The organism is Paenibacillus sp. FSL H8-0259, assembly GCF_037963255.1.
Taxonomy (GTDB): Bacteria; Bacillota; Bacilli; order Paenibacillales; family Paenibacillaceae; genus Paenibacillus_AQ; species Paenibacillus_AQ phytohabitans.
Window position 1 is genome coordinate 6,049,532 of the sequence record NZ_CP150147.1, and the last position, 22,569, is coordinate 6,072,100.

General features: G+C 43.5%; 19 protein-coding genes. 6 read left to right on the top strand and 13 right to left on the bottom strand.

Going from position 1 to position 22,569, the window contains the following annotated elements; genetic code table 11:
• Positions 1-190 precede the first annotated feature (190 nt).
• The 5 genes from NSU01_RS25930 to NSU01_RS25950 form a co-directional block, all read right to left on the bottom strand.
• Positions 191-1,774, bottom strand: coding sequence for a helix-turn-helix domain-containing protein (locus tag NSU01_RS25930; RefSeq protein WP_042139079.1), 1,584 nt, complete (start codon positions 1,772-1,774; stop codon positions 191-193).
• Positions 1,771-3,621 carry a histidine kinase gene (locus tag NSU01_RS25935; RefSeq protein WP_231575196.1) on the bottom strand — a complete coding sequence of 617 codons (1,851 nt, stop codon included), beginning with the start codon at positions 3,619-3,621 and terminating at the stop codon, positions 1,771-1,773. Before NSU01_RS25935 ends, NSU01_RS25930 begins: the two co-directional genes overlap by 4 nt.
• Before the next feature lie 215 nt (positions 3,622-3,836).
• On the bottom strand, positions 3,837-5,249 hold the full coding sequence (gene ascB, locus NSU01_RS25940) for a 6-phospho-beta-glucosidase (protein ID WP_039298797.1): 1,413 nt from the start codon (positions 5,247-5,249) through the stop codon (positions 3,837-3,839).
• Between the two features lie 28 nt (positions 5,250-5,277).
• Positions 5,278-7,164 carry a beta-glucoside-specific PTS transporter subunit IIABC gene (locus NSU01_RS25945; protein ID WP_042139081.1) on the bottom strand — a complete coding sequence of 629 codons (1,887 nt, stop codon included), beginning with the start codon at positions 7,162-7,164 and terminating at the stop codon, positions 5,278-5,280.
• A gap of 151 nt (positions 7,165-7,315) precedes the next feature.
• On the bottom strand, positions 7,316-8,152 hold the full coding sequence (locus NSU01_RS25950; protein WP_039298791.1) for a PRD domain-containing protein: 837 nt from the start codon (positions 8,150-8,152) through the stop codon (positions 7,316-7,318).
• A gap of 414 nt (positions 8,153-8,566) precedes the next feature.
• Here NSU01_RS25950 and NSU01_RS25955 point away from each other — a divergent pair, with 414 nt between their 5' ends.
• On the top strand, positions 8,567-10,216 hold the full coding sequence (locus NSU01_RS25955) for an S-layer homology domain-containing protein (protein WP_042139084.1): 1,650 nt from the start codon (positions 8,567-8,569) through the stop codon (positions 10,214-10,216).
• A gap of 124 nt (positions 10,217-10,340) precedes the next feature.
• Here the strand turns inward: NSU01_RS25955 and NSU01_RS25960 are convergent, their stop codons facing one another.
• Both NSU01_RS25960 and NSU01_RS25965 read right to left on the bottom strand, forming a co-directional pair.
• Positions 10,341-11,288 carry an oxidoreductase gene (locus tag NSU01_RS25960; RefSeq protein ID WP_042139085.1) on the bottom strand — a complete coding sequence of 316 codons (948 nt, stop codon included), beginning with the start codon at positions 11,286-11,288 and terminating at the stop codon, positions 10,341-10,343.
• 61 nt (positions 11,289-11,349) lie between these two features.
• The gene (locus tag NSU01_RS25965; protein WP_042139086.1) at positions 11,350-11,811 is read right to left on the bottom strand and encodes a MarR family transcriptional regulator; all 462 of its coding nucleotides are present in this window, start codon (positions 11,809-11,811) and stop codon (positions 11,350-11,352) included.
• Positions 11,812-12,065: 254 nt separating this feature from the next.
• Between NSU01_RS25965 and NSU01_RS25970 the strand changes: the two genes are divergently transcribed.
• Together NSU01_RS25970 and NSU01_RS25975 are read left to right on the top strand one after the other, a co-directional pair.
• Positions 12,066-13,217, top strand: a complete 1,152-nt coding sequence (locus NSU01_RS25970) for an ABC transporter permease (protein ID WP_042139283.1) — start codon at positions 12,066-12,068, stop codon at positions 13,215-13,217.
• 66 nt (positions 13,218-13,283) lie between these two features.
• Complete coding sequence (locus NSU01_RS25975; protein WP_042139088.1) at positions 13,284-13,811, top strand: PadR family transcriptional regulator; 528 nt, start codon at positions 13,284-13,286, stop codon at positions 13,809-13,811.
• Positions 13,812-14,201: 390 nt separating this feature from the next.
• On the opposite strand, the gene NSU01_RS25980 is transcribed toward NSU01_RS25975, so the two are convergent.
• On the bottom strand, positions 14,202-14,768 hold the full coding sequence (locus tag NSU01_RS25980; protein ID WP_052422001.1) for a TetR/AcrR family transcriptional regulator: 567 nt from the start codon (positions 14,766-14,768) through the stop codon (positions 14,202-14,204).
• A gap of 114 nt (positions 14,769-14,882) precedes the next feature.
• On the opposite strand from NSU01_RS25980, the gene NSU01_RS25985 reads away from it, so the two are divergent.
• Positions 14,883-15,944, top strand: a complete 1,062-nt coding sequence (locus NSU01_RS25985) for a TIM barrel protein (protein WP_197074272.1) — start codon at positions 14,883-14,885, stop codon at positions 15,942-15,944.
• Between the two features lie 501 nt (positions 15,945-16,445).
• Positions 16,446-17,615, top strand: a complete 1,170-nt coding sequence (locus tag NSU01_RS25990) for an MFS transporter (protein ID WP_042139089.1) — start codon at positions 16,446-16,448, stop codon at positions 17,613-17,615.
• Positions 17,616-17,678: 63 nt separating this feature from the next.
• Here the strand turns inward: NSU01_RS25990 and NSU01_RS25995 are convergent, their stop codons facing one another.
• The 5 genes from NSU01_RS25995 to NSU01_RS26015 all read right to left on the bottom strand — a co-directional run bounded on the left by NSU01_RS25995 (position 17,679) and on the right by NSU01_RS26015 (position 21,692).
• Positions 17,679-17,906, bottom strand: a complete 228-nt coding sequence (locus NSU01_RS25995; protein WP_197074273.1) for a hypothetical protein — start codon at positions 17,904-17,906, stop codon at positions 17,679-17,681.
• Positions 17,875-18,258, bottom strand: coding sequence for an SDR family NAD(P)-dependent oxidoreductase (locus NSU01_RS26000; RefSeq protein WP_052422003.1), 384 nt, complete (start codon positions 18,256-18,258; stop codon positions 17,875-17,877). The genes NSU01_RS25995 and NSU01_RS26000 overlap by 32 nt, the downstream gene beginning before the upstream one ends.
• Before the next feature lie 320 nt (positions 18,259-18,578).
• Positions 18,579-18,959 (bottom strand): PfkB family carbohydrate kinase, encoded by a 381-nt coding sequence (locus NSU01_RS26005; RefSeq protein WP_081970112.1) that lies wholly within the window; start codon positions 18,957-18,959, stop codon positions 18,579-18,581.
• Between the two features lie 288 nt (positions 18,960-19,247).
• Positions 19,248-20,621, bottom strand: a complete 1,374-nt coding sequence (locus NSU01_RS26010; RefSeq protein WP_076243825.1) for an LLM class flavin-dependent oxidoreductase — start codon at positions 20,619-20,621, stop codon at positions 19,248-19,250.
• Between the two features lie 189 nt (positions 20,622-20,810).
• Positions 20,811-21,692: a LysR family transcriptional regulator gene (locus tag NSU01_RS26015; RefSeq protein WP_042139092.1), complete on the bottom strand. Its 882-nt coding sequence runs from the start codon at positions 21,690-21,692 to the stop codon at positions 20,811-20,813.
• A gap of 167 nt (positions 21,693-21,859) precedes the next feature.
• Here NSU01_RS26015 and NSU01_RS26020 point away from each other — a divergent pair, with 167 nt between their 5' ends.
• A complete protein-coding gene (locus NSU01_RS26020) occupies positions 21,860-22,546 on the top strand; it encodes a carboxymuconolactone decarboxylase family protein (RefSeq protein WP_052422004.1) in 687 nt (228 codons plus the stop codon).
• Positions 22,547-22,569: the final 23 nt, after the last annotated feature.

A 22,569-nucleotide genomic window follows, 5' to 3' on the forward strand; every position in this document is an offset into this window, starting at 1 on the left:
CTGCTTTCTGGCTGAGATATAGATGAGTGCAACCTGAATTCTTTATTCAATCTGGAGTAGACATAAAAAAACGCGCGGTACCGCCGAAACACAGAACTGGATTTCTCAGTTCTTGTTCAATCGCGTACCGCACTAGTTACTTGCGCATTTCAATGTTTGGTTTGAACTTAGAGCTAAAGGAAGTGATGACTTATCTATTCAGTGTGTTTTTCCTGAAATCTCTGGGTTTGCTGCCTGTTAGCTTTTCGAACATCCTTGAAAAATGCTGTGTATCCGAGTATCCAACCATCTGGCAGATTTCATACACTTTCAAATCTGTATTCTCCAACAACTCTTTTGCTTTATCTATCCGCAGCTGTGTCAAAAAATTCAAATAGTTGTCTCCTGTCTTTCGTTTGAACAACTGACTTAAATAATAGGGGCTGATGAAAAAACGAGCAGCCAAATCTGCCAGGCTGATCTGTTCATTGTAATGTTTGGATACATAAACTTTTATTTCCGAAATGATATCTTTTTTCTGGGATAGATTATGCTCCAACTTAAAATGGATAATTCCCTGGATGACTTGGATCATCCATTCCTCCAAATATTCAAGTGTCTTAAACCGTGAAATGCCTTCCAACGATAATATATGTCGGCCGACCCGTTCATTCTGCTGGAGCTGTTGAAAGGATAATTTTCGGATACTTGACAGAAGTATGTTCAAGCACCACAACTGGAGATCTGCGGGATTCATCCACGGCTCGTCGACCATTCCCCGGAAAATCTCATGGATAATTGCTACACACTCCGCTTCATTCATGTTATCCAGAGCTTCTTCCAGTCTGGATATTGTCTCTTCAGAAACCGCATGGCTATGACCCGTTATTTTAATAATTTCAGTATAGGAGATTACAGCGTCTCCTCCCTTAATGACTTTGTAGCTTAGGGCATTTCGCGCTTCTTCAAAAGACCGGCAGATTCCTGTTGCCCCCTTATTCGTTGTGCTAATACCAACGCTGATAGACAACTGTAGTTCACGTAACACTACCTGTTTCAGGCTTTGAACCGCATGAACCAGTCTACCGTAAGGAATATTACTGTTATGGGCGATGACGATAGCGATTTGCGACCCGAAGTAGCGAAACCGGTACACTTTTTGAAAGTGTGTTAAAGCCAGATCTATCTGATGAAAGAGCGGTTGAAAACCAAGTTCTTTGAGCGCATCGATGCTACCGCCGATTTCAAGCATGAGCGAATTGAACCAGAGACCTGTTGTAGGAATTTGGGCGCTCCTCAACAGATCTTCCATCAGTTCTGTATTGTCAGTTCCAAGATCGATAATGTCTCGCAAAGTCTCTTCTTGAATGCGGCTATTAATTTCTTGTTTGAGTTCGTTCACACTCTGCAGTCTGATCCTGTCTGCACGGATCGTCTCCATGACCTGATTTACACTGTCACGTAATTCTTCCTCCTCAACTGGCTTGTTAATGTAGAACTGCACTCCCAACTTCATCCCTCTTCTGGCATACTCAAAGTCCGCATACCCGCTTAGTAGGATGAATTTGGTCGGAACATTCTCTTCTTCAAGCATCTTGATCATTTCGAGACCATCAGCCTTGGGCATCCGAATATCCGTTATTACAATATCAGGTCGCAGCCTTTGTATTGTTTCGAAACCCTCTAGCCCGTTAAATGCTGTACCGATAATCTTACAGTCCGGAAGATATCGGCCTATGATCTTTATAAGACCCTCTACAATGCCTCTCTCATCATCTACTATAACAATTCTCATATCCTATCCCTCCCGTTTCTCGGAATCAATATTTCAATTGTGGTTCCGTCCTTCACTCCGGCAACAATCGTCAGATAATACCGGTCACCATAATGTAGTTTTATGCGTTCCGCGATATTTTGCAGTCCCAGCCCTTTTTCCGCGGGTTCATTCATATCTTCCAGTTTGTATTTGTGCGATTCCGCCCCGTCCAATAGAGCTTGAAGCTCGGATTGCTTATCAAGGCTCATTCCAGCCCCATTATCCGTAATCCGGAATAACATCTCTCCCCGTTCCGTCCAATGCCCCTCAATCACAATATTCATTCTTTGACTATAGTTTTCAAATCCATGATTGATACTATTTTCAACTATTGGCTGAAATACCAGGGGGATGATACTACATTCAAGCATCTCATCGGGTATTTTAAATTCAATCTTGAATGAATTATCGAACCGAATGTTCTGAAGCTGTAAATAATTCGCGGTATATTCCAGCTCATGTTTAACTGTATGGCGTTTTCCTTCCTTGGCTAATGCCAGACGGAACATGCGCGCCAGAATTTTAATCATGTCCGCAGTCTCGTCATCATCCTTTACCAGTGCCTTCATCCGAATTGATTCCAAGGTATTGTAGAGCATATGGGGATTAATTTGGTTCTGGAGGGCAATAAATTTAGCTTGCCGTTGTTTGATCTCCCCGATGTAAACATCTTCAATTAAAGTACGGATGGTCGTAATCATTTTGTTGTAGCTGTGCACTAAACTTCCAATTTCATCGTGAGCCTGCTCTTTCTCAATAGGGAGATATTGCCCTAATTCCGCCTGCTTCATACTTCTCCGGAGCGCCTTAATAGGCCTTGTAATCGTATAGCTTAAACCAAGTGAAAAGAGGGTTATGATCAGACAGCTCATTAGAATTACGATAACCGTCATGACTTTAATTTGATTAATTTTCTGTAGCAACCTTGAGCGAGGAATTTCAGTTTTGATCGATAACTCACCTTGTAAAGTGCTTCCTAATAACGTAATGTAATCTTTGCTTTCGTTATCCTTGATATAATCGCTTCCTGATTCGAGCACTTGTTTCCAGGACAAACGCCCGCTGGCAGCATCGGAATGGTATACAATTTGTTGTTGGAGATTACTTATAACTACGCTTATACCATACTTGTCACGTGCAAGGATGAATTCATGATCGAGCTGCAGCAATGTAAACGGATCCATGTCAATCAGCAGCATCCCTGCATATGCTCCTTCTGAGCTAAACAGCACCCTTCCTACTGTCACAACTGCCCCATCCCCTTTATCCTCGTAGTAGGAACGATCATGTAATCCAGTAATAAAGAAGGTTTCATTGGAATCACGAAGCTTTTTGTACCACTCCTGAGATAACAATAAGTTCTCGTTCACTTTATTCGTTGAAGTACTATACTGATAGACGCCATCATCTCTAGCAATCAGCATAATGGTTCCCATCTCTGATTTGAGCAAGGCAACCCGCATCAGCAACCGCTGTACAGCAAGCCTTTGATTAACGACCTCACTCAAGGGCAAACTGCTTGATTCACCGAGCTTGTAAATCAACTCATTATCTACCAATACTGACTTTGTGACCTCATCATACTCTTTAATAAATTCATTCAACGTAGTTCTTATTTGTGACGTATACAGCGAAGCAAATTCTTGGGAAGAATCTTCTAAACCCTTTGCTGCTTGCCGAAATATGAACGCGCTTACAAACAAGAGAGGAATTACACATACCAACACATATCCAAGCATTAATTTATTTTGAAATTTTATATTTCTTATTCGCAAAAAAAATTTTCGATAAAAACGACTCCAATTCATACCCAATCCTTCCTTCATTCAAAAGTTTCTCTAATCATACAAGAAAATATACTATAAGGATTTTGTAAATCAAGAGGCGTTTTTAATTTTTTTCGAGGTCATTTAAATGATTGTTCTTCATACAATGAATAGCTCTTGCCTAAAACCGAGCCTGTTGCGGGTATCATTATATATATTTCTTCTCGACAGAAAAGCCATCCTTAATGAAAGGACGGCTTTTATCTGTAAAATATTTAGTCTAAGTCAGACCCGTTAGAAGCAATTACCTTCTTGTACCAGGCAAAGCTTTTCTTCTTTATTCTTCTAAGGGTTCCTTTACCATCATTGTCTTTATCTACATAAATGTAACCATACCTCTTTTTCATTTCTCCGGTAGATGCACTGATCAAGTCAATCGGTCCCCAGCTGGTGTATCCGATTAAATCGACACCATCCTGAATAGCCTTCGAGACCTCCAAGAGATGCTCCCGCAAATAATTGATCCGATAATCATCATTAATCGTATCGTCAGCTTCTAGATTGTCTGCTGCACCCAGACCATTCTCTACAATAAATAACGGCTTCTGATAACGGTCATATAATAGATTAAGAGCAATTCTTAGACCCAGCGGATCAATCTGCCACCCCCATTGCGATGAAGGCAAATATGGATTTTTGACACCACCGAACAAATTACCCGCTGTAGTCTCTTTCCCCTCCGGATCTGCACTCACAGCACGGCTCATATAGTAACTGAAGCCAATAAAATCAACAGGGTAGCTTTTCAGAATAAGATCATCCCCGGGTTCTTTTTCAAGTACCACTTCATTCTCCTTGAAAAATTGCGCTGCATAGGATGGATAACCTCCTCTGGCCTGTACATCGCCAAACATCAGGATTTCCCTTTCACCTTGCAGGGCGGCAAAGACATCCTCCGGTGCACTCGTCAACGGATATGCGGGAATATAAGCCAACATACAGCCGATTTGGGCATCAGGTATAATTTCATGACAAGCCTTTACGGCGAGTGCACTTGCTATGAACTGATGGTGTGCCGCCTGATATTGAACCTGTTTCTTATTCTCTCCTTCCCGGAGGATAATTCCACCACCTGTGAACGGATAATGGGCCAGAATATTAATTTCATTAAAAGTCATCCAATACTTGACTTTCCCTTTTAATCTCTCAAATAGAACCTTGGCATACCGTTCATAGCATTCAATGGTCTTACGGCTTCTCCAACCTCCATACTTCTTGGCCAATCCTAAAGGCATTTCATAATGAGAGATCGTAATGACAGGTTCTATATTGTATTTGAGCAACTCATCTATCAAGCCTTCATAGAAGCGGATGCCCTCTTCATTAGGAATCTCTTCATCTCCCTCTGGAAAAATACGTGTCCATGCAACTGAAGTCCGAAAACAGCGAAAGCCCATTTCTGCGAACATTGCGATGTCTTCTTTATACCGGTGGTAAAAATCGATAGCTTCATGAGAAGGATATTCACCTTCAGGAATCTCCATGATCGGCCCTGTAATGCCACGTGGCATTACATCTGCTGTGGACAAACCTTTTCCATCCTCTAAAAAAGCGCCCTCTACCTGGTTGGCCGCTACTGCGCCGCCCCATAAGAAATTTTCTGGAAAACTGTTTGTGTTGGATTTCAAAGTGAGTCTCCTTTCTAGCCAGTTCTGCTTAGACCACAAGAGTCAGCAACTTATCTTGGGCTGTAACCGATGAGCTTGTTGTTTCAATTACATCCAAGTATTCAGCAGTATTTGAGATAATGATTGGAGTGATCGGATTGTAACCAGCTTCCCTGATCTTTTCAAGCTCAAATTCAATCAGTAGATCCCCTTTTCGCACCTGATCCCCTGCTTTAACCCGAGGGGTGAAATATTTCCCTTTTAATTGAACGGTGTTGATTCCAATATGAATCAATATTTCTGCTCCATTCTCGGACCGTAGAATTACAGCATGGCCTGATTTGAGAATGGTACCAACGGTTCCATTCACTGGAGATACGGCTTGGCCAACACTCGGAACAATAGCTATTCCTTTTCCCATAGCACCTTCTGCAAAAGCAGGATCGGGAACTTCAGTCAAGGATTTCACTTCCCCTGTTAACGGGCTGAGAAGCACCTCTTTCTTCAAGACAGATGAATGATTAGAAGAATTGGCACTTGCCTCCGGTTGAATAGGCTTCACTTCTACAGCAGGAGTTGCTTCAGTCACTGCAACAGTTTTTTTATCTTGGTACCCGAAAAGAAGCGTTAGAATCAAACCAATTCCCATAGCGGCGACAATCCCGATTAAATAGTAACCCACCGGTTCAAATGCACCGATCGAGAAAATATTCTGGAAGACAAATGCTGTAGCATACGTATTGAAACCGCCATTAATTGCCCCGCCGACAGCTCCGGCAATAATAACATAGGGGATTGTGCGCTTGTAACGCAGCAATATACCATAAACAGTGGGCTCAGAGACCCCGGCTAACAACAGACTTAATGTAGAGGAACCAGCCAGTGATTTCAAAGTCTTTTCTTTGGATTTAAGGAAGACAGCCAGTGCCACCCCTGCCATTGCAAAGTTAGATGCTGCCCACATCGCAAGGATTGGATCGGTTCCATTCGTAAGATTTGCCAGCACGATCGGAATAATTCCCCAATGGAGCCCAAACACAACTAGGAAGAAGATTAACCCGCCAATTACAGCACCTGTTAACAGCCCGCTAACTCCCATGAGGTAATTGATAGCATCTGCGATCGCGTTTCCGAGATATACTCCAAACGGACCGAAGACTATCGCAGCAAGCGGCACAAGAATGACTAAAGACAACAACGGAACCATGAACGTCTGGAGCTCTTTATGAATGATTTTCTTTAAGTATTTCTCCACATAAGAGAAAATCCAAATGGATACGAATACCGGAAAGACCGTTGATGAATAATCCATTAAGACTACAGGAATGCCAAGAAAAGAAGAGGTGTCTCCATTCGCCAATAATCCCGTAAAGTTCGGTTCCATTAAAGCTGCACCAATAACTCCACCTACATATGGATTTGCCCCGAATTTGAACGATGCAGAAATGCCCAAGAATATAGGCAAGAAATAGAAAACGGCATTTGCTGCTGCTGCCAGAATGAGGTAGGTTCCACTATCCGCAGATAGCCATTCAAAGTTTGTGAATAAGGTTAAAAAAGCTTTAAGTATCCCCGCTCCAGCCATTGCAGGCAATAGGGGAGAAAGACTTCCAGAAATTACTGCGAAAATTCTGGACATGATCTTCTCCTTGGGTTGATCTGCATCTGCGGAAGCAGAATTTCCTGCCCCTAATTTGCTGATTCTCATAATTTCTTGATACACGTGAGCAACGTCATTTCCAATTACCACTTGGAATTGACCGCCACTTTCTACGACACTCAAAACCCCAGCTAAGCTTTTCAGCTTCTCCTTATCCGGTAGCTGATTGTCTTTGAGATTAAATCTTAACCGTGTTGCACAATGGACAAGATTGTTAACATTCTCTTCTCCGCCGATATTTTGCACGATATCTTTGGCTAATCTTTCGTATTTCATTTGTGCTCGCTCCTTTTGATCTCATTCTGGCTGGTTTTATGAAATAAAAAAGCCTGAATAGGTGATAAAGCACACTGAAAAACAGTACACTTATCACGTATCCAGGCTTTGCCCAACTAATGGTAACAACCCTGTTCTTTATTGTAATAGGTTAATCTCTGCTGGTCACTCGCCTAATATGAAGCATAAAATAGACCATTTCACCTTCGGTTGTTTCAACTTGAAACTCTTCCCGTAAATAGAATCTTACCTTCTCACTACAGGCAAAAGCTTCAGGATATTTGGTAACGACTTGTTGGTAAAGTTCATCATCCTCAGAAGGAATCGATTCATGACGCATGGTGCGATAAGAAAAATATTTCAAGTGGGTCACAAAGCGGCTGTAATTTAACGAATTCTCATCCAGCTCTATCCCATAGTGAAGTGTTACTATATTAAGAATTCCTTGAACCATCTGGGTAACTAACAAGGTCTGTTCCATTTCCTGACCATCTTGCTGCCCATTCACGAAATGCATTGCGATAAATCCAGCTTCATCTACAGGCAGTTTAATTCCAGTTTCCTTTTCAATTAAATGTAATGCATGCGTTGCAGCATGAAATTCTTTCGGATAAAATTTCTGTATCTCCCATAGCAGTGCATTTTTAAGGCTCAACCCCTGTATGGTGCGCGTAATTGCGTAGCTAATATGATCTGTCAGAGCCAGGTAGATATTATTACTAAAGGTCGTGCTTAAATCCTTTGCTGCATAACGAATAATTTGATCTGTCAATTCCAGATGCTTTGGAGGAATCTCACTCAGTAATGTAGATAGCCGTTCAGATAACTCTTTGGTCTCCATCACGAAAGTCTTCTCTATTTTTAATGGATCTATATCTTCACCTGGAGTTTTCTGATAGGCTAGTCCCTTTCCAATAACAATGATCTCAGATCGATTTGGTCCTTCAACCAATGCAACATTATTATTAAATACTTTTTTTATCCTCATGAGTTCGCCCACTTTATATTTTTTTACGGACAAAAAAAGCCTAAACGAATCCATAACTAAAATTAAACTAGCATGAATTGGTTTAGGCTTTGCCTGCAATGCAGTTACAACCCTAATATAAATTGTATTTTTATTATATAAGAGGTGGAGAACGTTTTCAAGTGAAAGATAATGTAAAAATATGTTTTTTTATTTTGAAAATATTAAAAAATAACTTGTTGACTTTTTAAAAGTTCATATATATGATTTCGTATGTAGATACGATGTGGATTGTAACCGCTTAATCGGGCAAAACCTAAATCGAATCAGACATGGATTTTTCCTATGTCGGTTCGAGTTAGGTTTTTTTCATTTTAAGCGACTTGATCCGACTCGTGTACAAATAACACAACTTTATAACTGGAGGTAGGTAGGATGCAATTGAGAAAAGGTACTGGTCTGATGTTATCGTTTGTTTTGGCGGTTGGCACCATACTGACCGGTGGACTGTCTGTGAAAGCCGAAGCGGCTTCACCTATGCAAATTACGGCAAATACTTATATTGGCGATACGGGTAGGATGGTTGAATCATTTGATTTGCAGGTGAGCAGCGCAGGCTCATATGCCGATTTGAGAGCATCTGACTTTGTAATTACCGGCAACTTCGATGGTTATCCTGTTAACGAGAATAACGAGACTGTGCAAAACGATTATGCGGATGACGGGGTTGAACTGAGTTGGGCGGATAATATTTTATCACTTAAAGTAAAGCCATTTAAATATTCCGGGGGTCCGGTGTCAGCGTTTGCCGTGACGAATGGACGTTACCCCGAGTTGTCGTTTAATAAGGAATCCGTGACGGTAGTGAAGACACGGACATTCGATGATTTTGTCGCTGGGGAGTTTACAGGAACTAATGGAGAGAAGTTGAACTACAGACTTAAACTGACCGAATCTACAGCCCCACAACCCCTGATCGTTTGGCTGCACGGCGGCGGAGAGGTCGGAACAGACAACCTCAAGCAACTCACCGAGAACAAAGGCGCCGTTGCCTGGACAGATTCTGGTTACGATACATCCGTTCTGGCCGTACAATTCCCAGAAAACTATGGGTGGAAAATCTATAACAATCCCGAAGAACTTTCGTTGATGCGTGATTACTTTGAGGTACAGGCGGAGTTAATCAAGGAGCTTATCGTTTCTGGCAAGGTAGACCCGAACCGCATTTATGTCGTAGGGGTGTCCAGCGGCGGCGGCGGTGCGCTTCGTTTCCTGACGCAGTATCCGGAGCTGTTCGCCGGCTCCATTATCGTTGCGGCGAAAGACGCCGTAGCTGATTACACCGGATCCGTAGATAAGTTTAAATCGGAACTGAAGGACCTGACGGATGTACCGGTATGGCTCGTACATGCACAAAATGACCCGATCACAGATAGCCGGACGAGTACGCTGACTTACGAGGCATTGACCGGTTTAGGCAACAACCAGGCCAAGCTAACTATTTATGATGATGCGTTTCTAGCCTCTCAACAGCTTTACGGAGATTTCAGACACTGTTCGTGGATACCCGTATTTAATGATAAGAATATGTTGGCATGGTTATTTGAGCAGAAAAAGCCAGCTGCGACATCGGTCTCTTTACTGCAGGATGCTCAAGTGACACGCGCGGAGTTGGCTGCGCTATTGGCTGACCAGCTAAAGCTAAGCGAGGTAATCGGTACAGATATTTACACGGATACCGTAAATTCGCCTGAGGATCTGGCTATTCGCCAAAATAAGACGGCCGGTATTATGAAAGGAACCGGTGCAGGCCTGTTTAACCCGGATTTGGCCGTAACGCGGGCGCAGCTTGCGATGATCGCTGATAATGTTATGCGGACTACGGGCCAAAAACAAGCTTCTTCTGTAGCAAACCCGGTAGCCTTCAAAGACGTGCCAAACGGGCATTGGGCTTCCGAAGCTATTGGGCGCTCCGTTGCGGCGGGGATTCTGAACGGTGATTCCGCCACCCAATTCGCACCGAATCGGCCCGTGACCGGGGCGGAAGCAACCAAATTTGTGGAACTGCTGACTGGTAGGATGTAACAAACCAAATACAGTCTGGATGAGCAGCGCTATTACAGAAATGATAAAGCGGCCTCCTCGGCCGCTTTTTCTGCATAATACTGCGCTCGCATCCTTGGCAGAATAGTAACCGGCATGATTTTATTTAGGATATCCCCGATAATATCTTCTCGAAATCCACATTCGTCAACTGTTTGGAGATTTCCCATAATCGTATGGCAGTATTTACATCTTTTGCAGTAGCCGGTATTTTGGCAGGTGCTGGGAATCCCCTTGTTTCTTTAACTCCATCCGGTCCATAATACTGTCCGCTGACGGCCTCCGGGGAGGTTGCTGCAAAAAGCGTTGGCAAAGCCCCTTGTTCAGCCGACTGTAACATTATTGGTCCAAACAGACGAAGCGCAAGCGGCATCTTGCTTTTTTCTCTTGTTCCATTGTCAACCAAATCTGATCGAGATAAGCCCGGATGAACGGCAATGCTCATAACTCCCCACCGTTCAGCCATACTACGACGATGAAGCTCAAGTGAAAAAATCAAGTTAGCCAGTTTTGATTGACCATATACTGGCATGGGCTTATAAAGGAGTTCTGACTGCAGATCATCAAAATTAATTACAGCACTATTGGCGGCAAGGGCACAGACATTGACAACCCGAGGGTTGTGTCCTTTTCGTAAAAGCGGCATAAGATGAGCTGTCAACGCAAAATGTCCAAGGTAATTTGTGCCAAACTGCAATTCAAAGCCATCCTTTGTAACTTGTCGTTCCTGATTCATAATCACTCCGGCATTATTAATAAGGACATCCAGCCTTGGATACTTATCGCGTATCCGTTTTACGGAAGCTTCTATGGAGGCAAGATCGCCAAGATCAAGCTGTTCAAAATGTATATTTGCCGAAACAACATTTGACTGAATTTCTTTGATTGCCGCCTCCCCCTTACTTCTGTTTCGTCCTGCCAGAATAACTTCCGCACCTGCACGGACCAGAATTAAAGCGGTTATATAACCTAGCCCCCCTGTACCTGTGACAAGAATCAAGCGGCCTTTCTGGGAGGGAATATCGGAAATCGTCCAACGCTCTTTATTCTTCATGCATTCATAACCTCTTCCCCTTCTTTTGCTTATTTGAATATCTTCTCTCATTCATCCTGTCTTATTCGTTATTAAGTTTGTTTGTATACTCTATCATACGGTTAACAATCGTTATCATTTGTTTAACATCGTCTTCTCCGAGATGAGTTATGATTTTATCAAGCCTATCGTTAAACTCGTTATCCTTGTTCTTTAGAATCTCACGTCCTTTGGGGGTGAGAGTAACTACAAGGTTTCTACGATTATTCTTGTCTAAGTCTCTGTTTATATATCCTTTCTTCTCAAGTGTCCCCAGCATTTGGGAAACTGCCGCTTTGGAGATTGACAGGTATCCCCGAACGTCGGGCAAACCGATGTTGTTTTCGGAATCGGTGGAATTGTCGGCGATTCCTTTCATTAAAACAAGTTCTGTCATGTTAATGTCACTCTTGTTCCCTCCCGTTTCCATTCCGAGTCCCGCTCCATGTAGCCTCTTTAATTGAAATATCGAATGCACGAATTGAGTTTTTAAGTTTTGATCCATTTTTTATTCCTTTCTTTTAACTGTCAGTTCAAGTCACTTTAAGTTAATAAGTTAACTGTTTAGTTGTTTACAGTATAGTACTTAACTCTTCTGTTTTCAATATAGGATTTTCAATTCTGCCTGCTTCCCTTCACAATATGACAACCTCTTCAATATTAATATAATCCACTATTTCTCGAAACTATTGACAGTATCCATGAAAAGATATACTTTAAATAGAGTATTCTAAATAAAGTATATGGATGGTGTGAGCGATGAAATCATTTTTCAAAAACAAGGCAATTCTGAGTGGTGTTTTTATGATGATTTTTTACCAAATCATTATGATCGGAGTCTTCACTTCCGGTTATAGTGCGGTTCCGAAGAACATCGGCAATCTCTCGGTGGCAATTGTAAATGAAGATAAGCAGTACGGGATGGAATTTGCGAAGCAGCTTGAGCAGGAGCTGCCGTTTCAGGTGCAGACGGATACCGATCTAAAGACGGCTCAGCAAAAGCTTGAAGACCGGGACATTCATCTGATCATGCACATCCCTCAGGATTTTACACAGAAGCTCTCTGCTCCGGACCAGCAAGTTCAACTGGATTATTATATCAACCAATCCAATCCAGCTACCACCAACAGCACAGTACAAAATGTAGTAACGCAGATCACAGAAAAAATCAGTACCCAGCTGCAAACAAGCGGCATTGAAGGTGTACTGCAAAATATGAAGATGTCGGAGGTGCAGGCCAAGGAGATGGCCGCAGGCATTGTTAACAAAGTCCAGGCCAATGTAATAGATTCCAATCCTCAGCCAGCCGGGATGCATAATCAAATGGCTCCAATGTTTCTGACGATGTCCTCTTATGTCGGGGCTATGATATACTCCATGATGGCAATCGGTGCATTGAACCAATTAAAGGGTAAGCTTGGAAAATGGAAAGCCTTCCTTTCGCTGCAAGGTACCAATGCTATAATTTCTCTTATCGTCCCCTTGATCGGGCTTAGCATTTATTTCGCCATACACGGATATGGAGCTGGTACGTTTGTTCATTTGTGGCTGTTGCACGCTCTCGAATTATTCGCAGCCATTCAGTTCACCAGCATTTTCTGCCTCCTCTTTGGACAGGCAGGCATGATGCTAAATCTACCGTTCTTGCTGATTCAGACCATCGCCAATGGATCGGTGGTGCCACAGGTTATGATGCCAGGATTTTATAAAGCCATTAGCCATATTTCCGTAATGTTTTATACCGTTCAGTTGGACTACAATTTGCTATTCGGCGGAGGGCGTTCTGCTGTACTGCTGTTAGGTCTTAGCCTTATCATGGTTTCAGCGCTTGCTTTGAATACTGTAATCCACCATTTCAAGCCGTACACTAAATTAAGCCCCGGTGATGCACCTCAGCCGCTCTTCATGTAAAATAGAAAGAGCCGAATGCCCTTTACGGCAGACGGCTCTTTTCATATATATTCTAGGAGGAGTCTTATGTCGCTTCAAATATTTATCCTTGGTATCCTGAGCGAGGGGGAGCATCATCCTTACGATCTGAAGAAGCAAGTTCTAAAGCCTCTCGATAATTCATTTCCGATCAACGATGGAACCCTTTATTATAATTTTGAGGTTCTTTTAAAAAAAGGACTTATTCAAAAAATCAAGGTTGAGCAGACCGACAACCGTCCCGAGAAAACGACCTATGGAATTACAGAAAAGGGCCGTGAAATACTGGTGGAAGAAATCTATTCCGCATTTCAAAACTTAACAAATTTCACTTCCCTGTACTCCTCCCTCTTTTTTCTGGATAAGGTTGACAGCAGGAAGCTTGCTTATTTGATCGAAGATGCCATTGAACGGCTGAATAGAAGAAAGCTTTTGATTGAAAATGGCGATTCTGAATTATCAAACATTCCCGATTCTAAAAAATTCTCCGTCCGGCTGATTTCAGAACATGCCCATCAATCAGTCCAAAATGATATTGCCTTGCTGCACAAGCTGCTCCTAGAAGTGAAAGGATGAGCATACAGCAGAAAGCAACTCCAAACTTAGTTCAGTGAGACAAAAAATGCGCGTTACGCCCTTAAACACAAAACTAAATACTTTAGTTCTTGTCCAATTGCGTACCGCGCAAAATTGATGTCAATTCTGCTGAACCCGCAGGCATTTATTTTCAAATCAAACACTTAGTTTGTTTTTCCTGAAATCTCTGGGTTTGCAGCCCACGAGCTTTTCGAACATCCTTGAAAAATGCTCTATATCTGAATATCCAACCATCTGGAAGATTTTTGTATATATTCAAACACCACAACTGGAGATCTGTGGGATTCATTCATGGCATGTCAACTATCCCTTGGAATATCTCGTAGATTGTCTCTTCAGAATCAGCATGGCTCTGATTATTGCAGGCGGTTATCCGTTACCAATCGTTCTTCCAGCCATTTTCAGAATTAATTTCACTTCTTCTTCCGGTGACTCTAAACAATCTGTGAGAATCCATTCTTTAAGAAGTCTTACTGTTCCATACTGGACATACGAGGCAATTGCCTTCTTTTCCTTCAAATCCAATTTTTCCGGTAAATGTTTAATGACCATTTGATCAAACTGCGGCAGTGAGATAGTGATGCGGGAGATTAGATCATAATTCTCCATATCTATTACAAGTTTTATAAATTCAAGATTGTCTTTTATGTATTGTAGTATTCCAGTCAGACATTCATCGATATTTATACCTGCTGCAAGATCTTTGATAACAGTAAATGAAGTATTTTGTATGTATGTCTCAGCGATTTCATTTAACACATCATATTGACTTCCATAGTGATTATAAAATGTAGTGCGATTAATTCCTGCAACCTGGCATAGTTCCCGTATGGATATTTTATTAATATTACGCGTCTTTAACATTTTTAATAAAGCTTCGCCAACCAAGCGTTTCGTTAGCATCACCCTCTGGTTGACATTATTTTTTTCTGACATAAGGCCTCCATTGTATTCGACATTTCCGAAGAATCTGTCGGTTGTAAAATAGACAGATGTTGATATTATTGTAAAGTACTCATGAAATAAGTCAATGAAACGGAGATGTACAAATTGAAAAAAAACAGAAAAAAGGTACTAAAAGTAATCATTGCGTGTATTAGTCTCATAATAATTCTTGTTGCCGGGTATGAAATCAAAGAAAAAATCCGCATTAATAAAATTGTCAAATCACACAAAACGGAGCAAAGCAATATTGTAAAAAGTAAGGGCCGGAATAATTCACAGCATATAACAACTGCAGTTCAACAGATTATGATAGGAACAATGAGTAATAATTATGATAATGCTTTACAAACATTACTTAATATTAAAAATGCAGGTTATGATTCTATCGAATTAAATGATTTTATGATTCACAAGTCTTCCATTCTTGTAAAACTAATGACAAAGTTCTCAGGAATGCCTATTGGCAATGGCGGCAAGCTTGATTGGCCTAAGCTGATTAAGGAAAGCGGACTGAAGGTCGTAAGCCTACATAGTAATCTGGGGAGCATTGAGAAGGATGCAAAAGCGATAGCCGTTGAAGCGAAAAAATTCGGTACAGATACAGTAGTTATTACCGGTATGTACAAATTTGATTATAGTAGTTTAGATGACGTGGAAGAACTTGTTCAAAGTCTGAACCAGGCAGGAAAAGCCCTTTCTGAAGAAGGGATACATCTTTTATATCATAATCATAATGTTGAACTGCAAAAGGTAACCCCCGATAAAACAGCTTACGACATTATTATTGAAAAAACAGATCCTGCATATGTTAATTTCGAGTTTGATAGTTACTGGATGGCCGATGGCGGGGCTAATGTTCCGGCTTTGATGGAAAAACTGGGCAGCCGAATGAAATTATGGCATATCAATGACCGCGGACATACCAAATCAGGTCCCTATATGACACCCATTCTGAAAGAAAATGCTACTGAATTAGGATATGGAAATATGGATCTGGATACTCTCTCAGCAATTGCTATAAAAAACGGAGTAGAAGGTGTTATATTAGAAACTCATAAAAATTGGGTGGATAACGACCCAATCAAGAGTATCCAGGTTAGTGCAGGATACATGCAAGAAAAGTTTGGTGGCCAAGAGAACGAAGTACAGAAAGATAATGCTACCTAACCATTTTAAATTGTAATAGAGCCATTGTGGGATCACCTATCTGAAAGAACTGCGGAAACACAGTGTTGATCACCGCTGCCAGCATCATAGGCACGATGAGCAGCCCGCCACCACGTTGTTGTTCACTTTCTTAATCACCTTCATACATACTCACCCCCCTGCAAAATAAAAATGACCGAAAACGATTACAGGTTGAGTAATCGAAATCGGTCATGCCTGGTTCGCCCAGTAACAGTCCGTGTAAGGAATATAACCTTATTGTAGTCGGCCGCGCCAGAATGTCAATCATCCATTTTCATGAAATTGCTTTCTCCACGAACCCCTCTGTCTTCAGACTCGTTTGTTCTTGCTATTCAAAGCTCGCTGCTCCTAGATAAAGGCTCTTACCCTTACGAGGACATCAAAATAGTGTTATTTATTAATTTATTATTGCTATTTAAGATAGATTTATATTGTTATAATGCTATTGCAAAGTGTATACAAATTGAGGAGAGATTAGAGATGGTTACGTTATTGCTGATTATTATTTACCTGGCATTCATAGGTCTCGGATTGCCTGACGCCTTGCTTGGAAGTGCATGGTCTATTATGAAACTTGATATTGGTGCCACAACAGAAATGGCAGGTTATATATCGTTAACGGTTTCATTCTGTACGGTTGTATCCAGTTTATTTGCAAGCAGATTGTTGCATAGGCTTGGCACTGGAAAGGTAACATTGTTCAGCATTCTATTAACAACGATTTCCTTATTCGGATTTTACTTCTCAAACGAGTTCTTATTCTTTATACTTCTGGCGATTCCTTTGGGATTAGGTGCTGGTTCTGTAGATGCAGCATTAAGTAACTATGTAGCGCTACATTTTAAGGCCAGGCATATGAGCTGGTTGCATTGTTTCTGGGGGATTGGAGCAATGACGGGACCTATTGTAATGTCATTTTCACTGGATAATGGAAATAACTGGCGCATGGGATACCTTACTATAGGGATAGTACTTACTATCATAGTACTAATATTATTGGGATCGCTGTCTTTATGGAAGGTTTTTGAGAACGGTAAGATAGAAGAAGGAGACGAGAAGACACTCATCAGTAACAGAGAAGCCTTACGAATCAGGGGTGTGCGAATGTCCATGGTCTCCATGCTTTGTTACAATGGTTCGGAAACAGCCGCTGGTCTATGGATGGCATCCTTTTTTATTGAAAGCAAAGGAATTACTCCTGGCACAGCAGCAGCCTTTTCTTCTCTATTTTATATTGGAATCATTATAGGGCGTATTTTTTCCGGATTTCTTTCGACTAAATTATCCAGTAAAAGGCTGATACGATACGGTGGGTTAGTTGGCTGTGTCGGACTTCTAATTCTTATTTTACCGGTTCCACATTGGGTTGCTGCAGGAGCATTGCTCATTGTGGGACTAGGTGGAGCGCCAATCTATCCGAGTATTGTTCATGCCACACCGGAACGGTTTGGGGAAAAAGCTTCTTCGAGTGTAATTGGACTTGAAATGGCAAGTGCTTATACAGGTTCTACATTGATACCTTTATTAATGGGGTTTATTGCAAGCCAATTTGGTATGTTTATGGTACCCATTATCTTGCTTCTACTTTTTAGCATCATGTTTGTATCTTCAGAAATGGTTAATAGGGTTTACAAACATAAGCTTATATAAAGTATTGCACTAAAGTAGCAATCTCTTTTCCATTTCACTGTAAATGGGAACGCTGAGCTTCTCCTAGATCAAATCCTTCATTTTATCAGCAATAAGATCTGACGCTCTTCTAGGACTCAAACGATAGAGTTTATCCATTATTTTGGAATCCTTGCCCGCCAAAACTCGAATCTGGTCATTTTCAATTCCTTTCACAATAATTTTGGCAGCTTCTTTAGGCGTTAACAATCGGGAAAATTGTTCCTTACTTATCTCCTTATTATCTGCAACATCCAATCCGGAATTTATCATAATTGTTTGTGCTTACTCCTCCAGGAAAAACAAGGGTTACTTTCACATTTGTATCTTTAAGTTCAGCCCGAAGACCCTCTGTCAAAAGTTTCACAGCAGCCTTGGATGCGCCATAAATGGTTTGACCGGGGACCGGAAGAAATCCTCCCATACTGGATACATTGGCAATATGCACAACTGGTCTTTTCAACAGATAAGGAAGAAATGATTTTACCATATAAAGTGTCCCATAAAAATTGATATCCATAACTAACTTGATTTTATCGTATTCCAATTCATTGACTTTCAAAAACGGATGAATAATACCTGCATTATTTATGATTCCATCCACTTTTCCATGCTGATCAATCACTTGCTCCGGGAGCGCCCCGATAAACGGAAAAATAGTATATGAATCCTCAAATCATCCGTTTTTTAATCCTCTTTACGAGAACCAAAAACAAAAATTATTTGCGCAATTGAATTTCTATGCGAGTAAGCCATATGAATTTCCATTAATTAAGAAGTCGGCATTCTTGAAAAATTCATCCTTATTATTATTTTTAACAATCAAACATTTGAAGGTACCTCATTAATCGGCCCCTCTGTTTCCTATCCTATATCAGAGGATAGAGTGAAAGGAATAATCCATGATTCACGCGGATTTTTTTATCGTTATAAAATCCTACAATATTACAAGTCGATCCCTATTGTTCTGCACGAAAAACTGTTAAGCATAACGGGCGTCTCCTTACTCTTCGTGATCACTACCATGCTGGTAGATTCGTCCACCCGCTGGACTCCGCTTGTATTCATTCCTGCACTTTGCAATTCATTTACCAGAAACGTCCCGAGACTGTCTCTCCCCACCGCCGAAGCAACCTGCGACCGGATGCCCAGCTTCTTGACATTAATGGCAATATTGGAAGGCGACCCGCCAAAATATCTGGTATATCCGCCACCTTCTAAAGCCCCGCCGTAATCGTTGGAGATCATATCAACTAGCAGTTCGCCCACCGTTATCAGATCGTTCGCTCTATCTTCCAATGGTATGGCCTGACCGAGATTAAACACCTGTTCTCCCCCTAAAACTCCATTATCCTTTCGTCATAATTCCATTCTATTGTTTCTGCCTAAGCAATACTTCAAAAAAACCGTGCTCTTTTTTCAATTCACAGGCACAACACGGAACGTAACAACACACATCTGGTCACTCTTAAAAAGCCCAAACCTATAAGGTCTGGGCCTGATATTCAAATCAAGTAACATTTATATCTGTATATAGAAATTCACGCAGAGCCGTTTGCCGTATTAAAATAACCGGACGGGCTCTCCATCATGGCTCTTGTTCAATGCTAAGCTCTATTCCTCCAGCCTACGGAAGGCTGCCCCCGGATGTGCACCCGCCAGGCGCGTGGCTCCCTTTCCGAACAGCCGCTCACGGAGCGTCGTTTCCTCATACCGCTCCCGGAATATCCCCCGCTGCTGCAGCACAGGCACAACCTGCTCGACGAAGTCGCGGTGTCCTCCGGGCAGGACGTAACGTTCTAAGTTGAAGCCGTCCACTCCCGTCTCCTCCACCCAATACTGCATTTGGTCCGCGATCTCTTCTGCTGTGCCCGCCACAGTAATTCCCCGGAATTCCTTGGCCGAGAAGTTGTCGATGACGTCCTGCACCGTAGGAATGAAGCCGCTGTGCTTCGTGTATCTTTCCGTATGGGTACGGCCTTGCTCTGTCTGCAAATTGGTGAACGGCGCATCAGGGTCAAGGGCTGTAAGGTCGATGCCCGTCGAGGTCTCATAGGTGAGCAGTGCCGCTTCCTCGCTGGCATAACTCCGGTAGGATTCCAGCTTCCGCTGCGCCTCCTCCTTCGTCCGTCCGACGACGGCGGACAAGCCGGTGAAGATCTTGATCTGCTCCGGGCCTCTCCCATAGGCTGCTGCCCGCCGGCGGATATCCTGCACTTGTGCGCGCAGTGCCTCGGCGGTAGGGGCTTTGAGGAAGACGCCTTCCGCATGTTTGGCTGCGAAATCCCGTCCACGGTCCGAGCTGCCCGCCTGGAAGAGAACCGGTGTCCGCTGAACCGACGGTTCGCTTGAGTGGGCTGCGGTCATCTGGAAGTAACGCCCTTCATGCTTGACGATATGCACCTTGGAAGAATCGGCATAGCGGCGGCTGAGCTTGTCACCGGTAACCGCATCATCTTCCCAGCTGCCCTCCAGCAGCTTGTAGCTGACTTCCATGAATTCCTCCGCCTGCTCATAGCGCTCGTCGTGCGGCAGAATACCGCTTCGGCCGAAGGCCTCCGCCCCGCTGATCCCTCCCGTGGCAACCACGTTCCAGCCGATCCGGCCATTGGTGAGATGATCCAGTGTCGAGAACCGGCGGGCATTCGGGAAAGGCAGCTCATACACGGGAGATGCCGTAGTCACGAAGGCCAGATGTTTAGTCGCCGCAGCCAGCGCGGGGATCAGGAGCATCGGGTCGTTGGCTGGCGCATACACCGCCTCCCGGTAGGTGAGCTCCCTCTTATGATTGGGATAGCCGTATGAATCGGCAAAGAACATGAAGTCGAACAACCCCCGCTCCAGAAGCTGGGCCAGCTCAATCCAGAAATTCAGCTCCTTATACCGGTAGGACTGATTATCCGGATGTGCCCACAAGCCCTGAGTCATCTGATTCAGCGTGTTGATGTCGAAGATGCCTAGATGGATTTTTTTCACCTGAGAACTCATTCCTTCCTGCTCTATGATCCGTTTGTTAATAGAATATGAATATCTATAAGTACAGAGGATATCCGATGCCAAGGCGAATGTACAATAGAAAGAAGTGAATCCGGCAATTAGAAATAGTAAAGTCCGCCCCTTTTCGCAGAAAAGCCCCGGGCGAATGCAAGGATTGCACCCGCCCGGGGCAAAGCTGTTTCAGGCATACATCCGTTTGATCTCCTCTACCAGCCCTTGGCTGATCCGGCTCATGGAAGCCTGATTACGGCGGGTCAGAATTCCAAGGGAAGGCCCCTCCATCAGATCGGCTACATCCTTCACCACTGTACCCGGGATCGGCGGCATTACCGCCACTTCCGGCGCAAGCGCAATGCCCAGCTTCGATTGGACGAAGTATTTGATCACGGTAATGCCCGCTACTTCTATACTGCTCTGGCGCAGCTTGCCTATATGCTTGGTAATCATCTCTTCAATCCGGATGCGGAAGGCGCAGGAGCCGGGGGTGAACAGGAATTTCTCATCCTTCAGGTCTTTAAGATGAAGGTCCTCCCGCCCGGCCAGCGGATGATCATCCGGCACGATCAGCTTGAAGGTCTCCTTGAGCAGCGGGTAGAACTCCAGCTCCAGGTTCGGCTCTGGCTGGTTGCACAAGACCAGGTCAAGCCTGTCCTCCAGCAGCATGCCGGCTAGCTCCCTCGTTGTACCGATCGTCACCTTGGTCTGCACCTTCGTCTTCTGCCGGGTGAAGGATGCCAGGATGTCCGGCAGGCGTTTGCTGGCCGACGGCTCAGAAGCGCCGACACGGATAAGGCCGGTCTCCCCCTGAATGAAATCAGCCAGCGCTACGTTCAGATCATCGTATTCCTGCAGCAGCGACCCTGCTCTCTCATGGAACAGGCGGCCCGCCGTTGTCAGTGTAATGGTCTTGCCCCGCTCAAACAGCTTGACACCAAGCTCTTCCTCCAGTTTTTTGATCTGAATCGTAATGGTGGGCTGTGAGTACTGCAGCGCCTCCGCCGCCCGTTGAAAATTGCCAAGCTTCACGATGGTTTGAAAGGTTTTGATAAGTCGAATTTCCAAGCGCGTCACACCTCCCAATCACAACGATTTACTATTTATAAACCGAAGCTTTATATATTTCAATTATACAACTCGTTTCTTTTCCCCTATTATAGCAGACAAGCCGTTAAATAATCCAAGCGGATTACAATGAATTAAAAAATATCATAAAAAGTGAGGCCTCTATTATGAATAACCCAAGCAGCTCAGTTCCGGAAAGCAACAACAGCCTGTACACCCGCCACACCCCGAGTTTCTCCGCCAAGCTGTTCGCATACTCTCCCGAAGGCTTCAAGGCATTCGGTGAATTCAACAAGCAGGCTCTTGCAGCCGGAGTGCTGAGTGTGAAGACTAAGGAGCTGATTGCAGTTGCCGTATCGCATGTCACCGGATGCCCTTACTGCATCGAAGCCCATATCGGCAAGTCCAAATCCGAGCAAACCACTTTCGAAGAAATCTTCGAATCGGTGACTGTCGCCGCTGCCGTCAAAGCCCACTCCGCCTTCTTCAACGCTTCGAACGCGCTGAAGGCGTTCCAGGGCAGCACGGACGCCGATCTCTTCCCGCTCTCCAATATTGAACTGGCTGACAAGCTTGAGGACGTGAACGGGGACCTTTACAACGGGTTCCACGAATTCCTGCAGATTTCACTGCGCGGCGGAAGTATCCCGGAGAAAGAGAAGCTGCTGATTGCGGTCGGAGCCGCGCTCGTCGAAGGCAGCGCGTATTCCATCGAAATCTTCACCCGCCGCGCCAAGGAGGCAGGCATTACCATAGAAGAGCTGGCCGAGACAACCCTTGTGGCCACCGTGCTCAAAGCCGGCTCCGCAATGGCCCACCGCGTAAACGCCCTGCAGGCCTATGAGAGAGAATAAGCAGTGTCCGTACCCGGACAGAG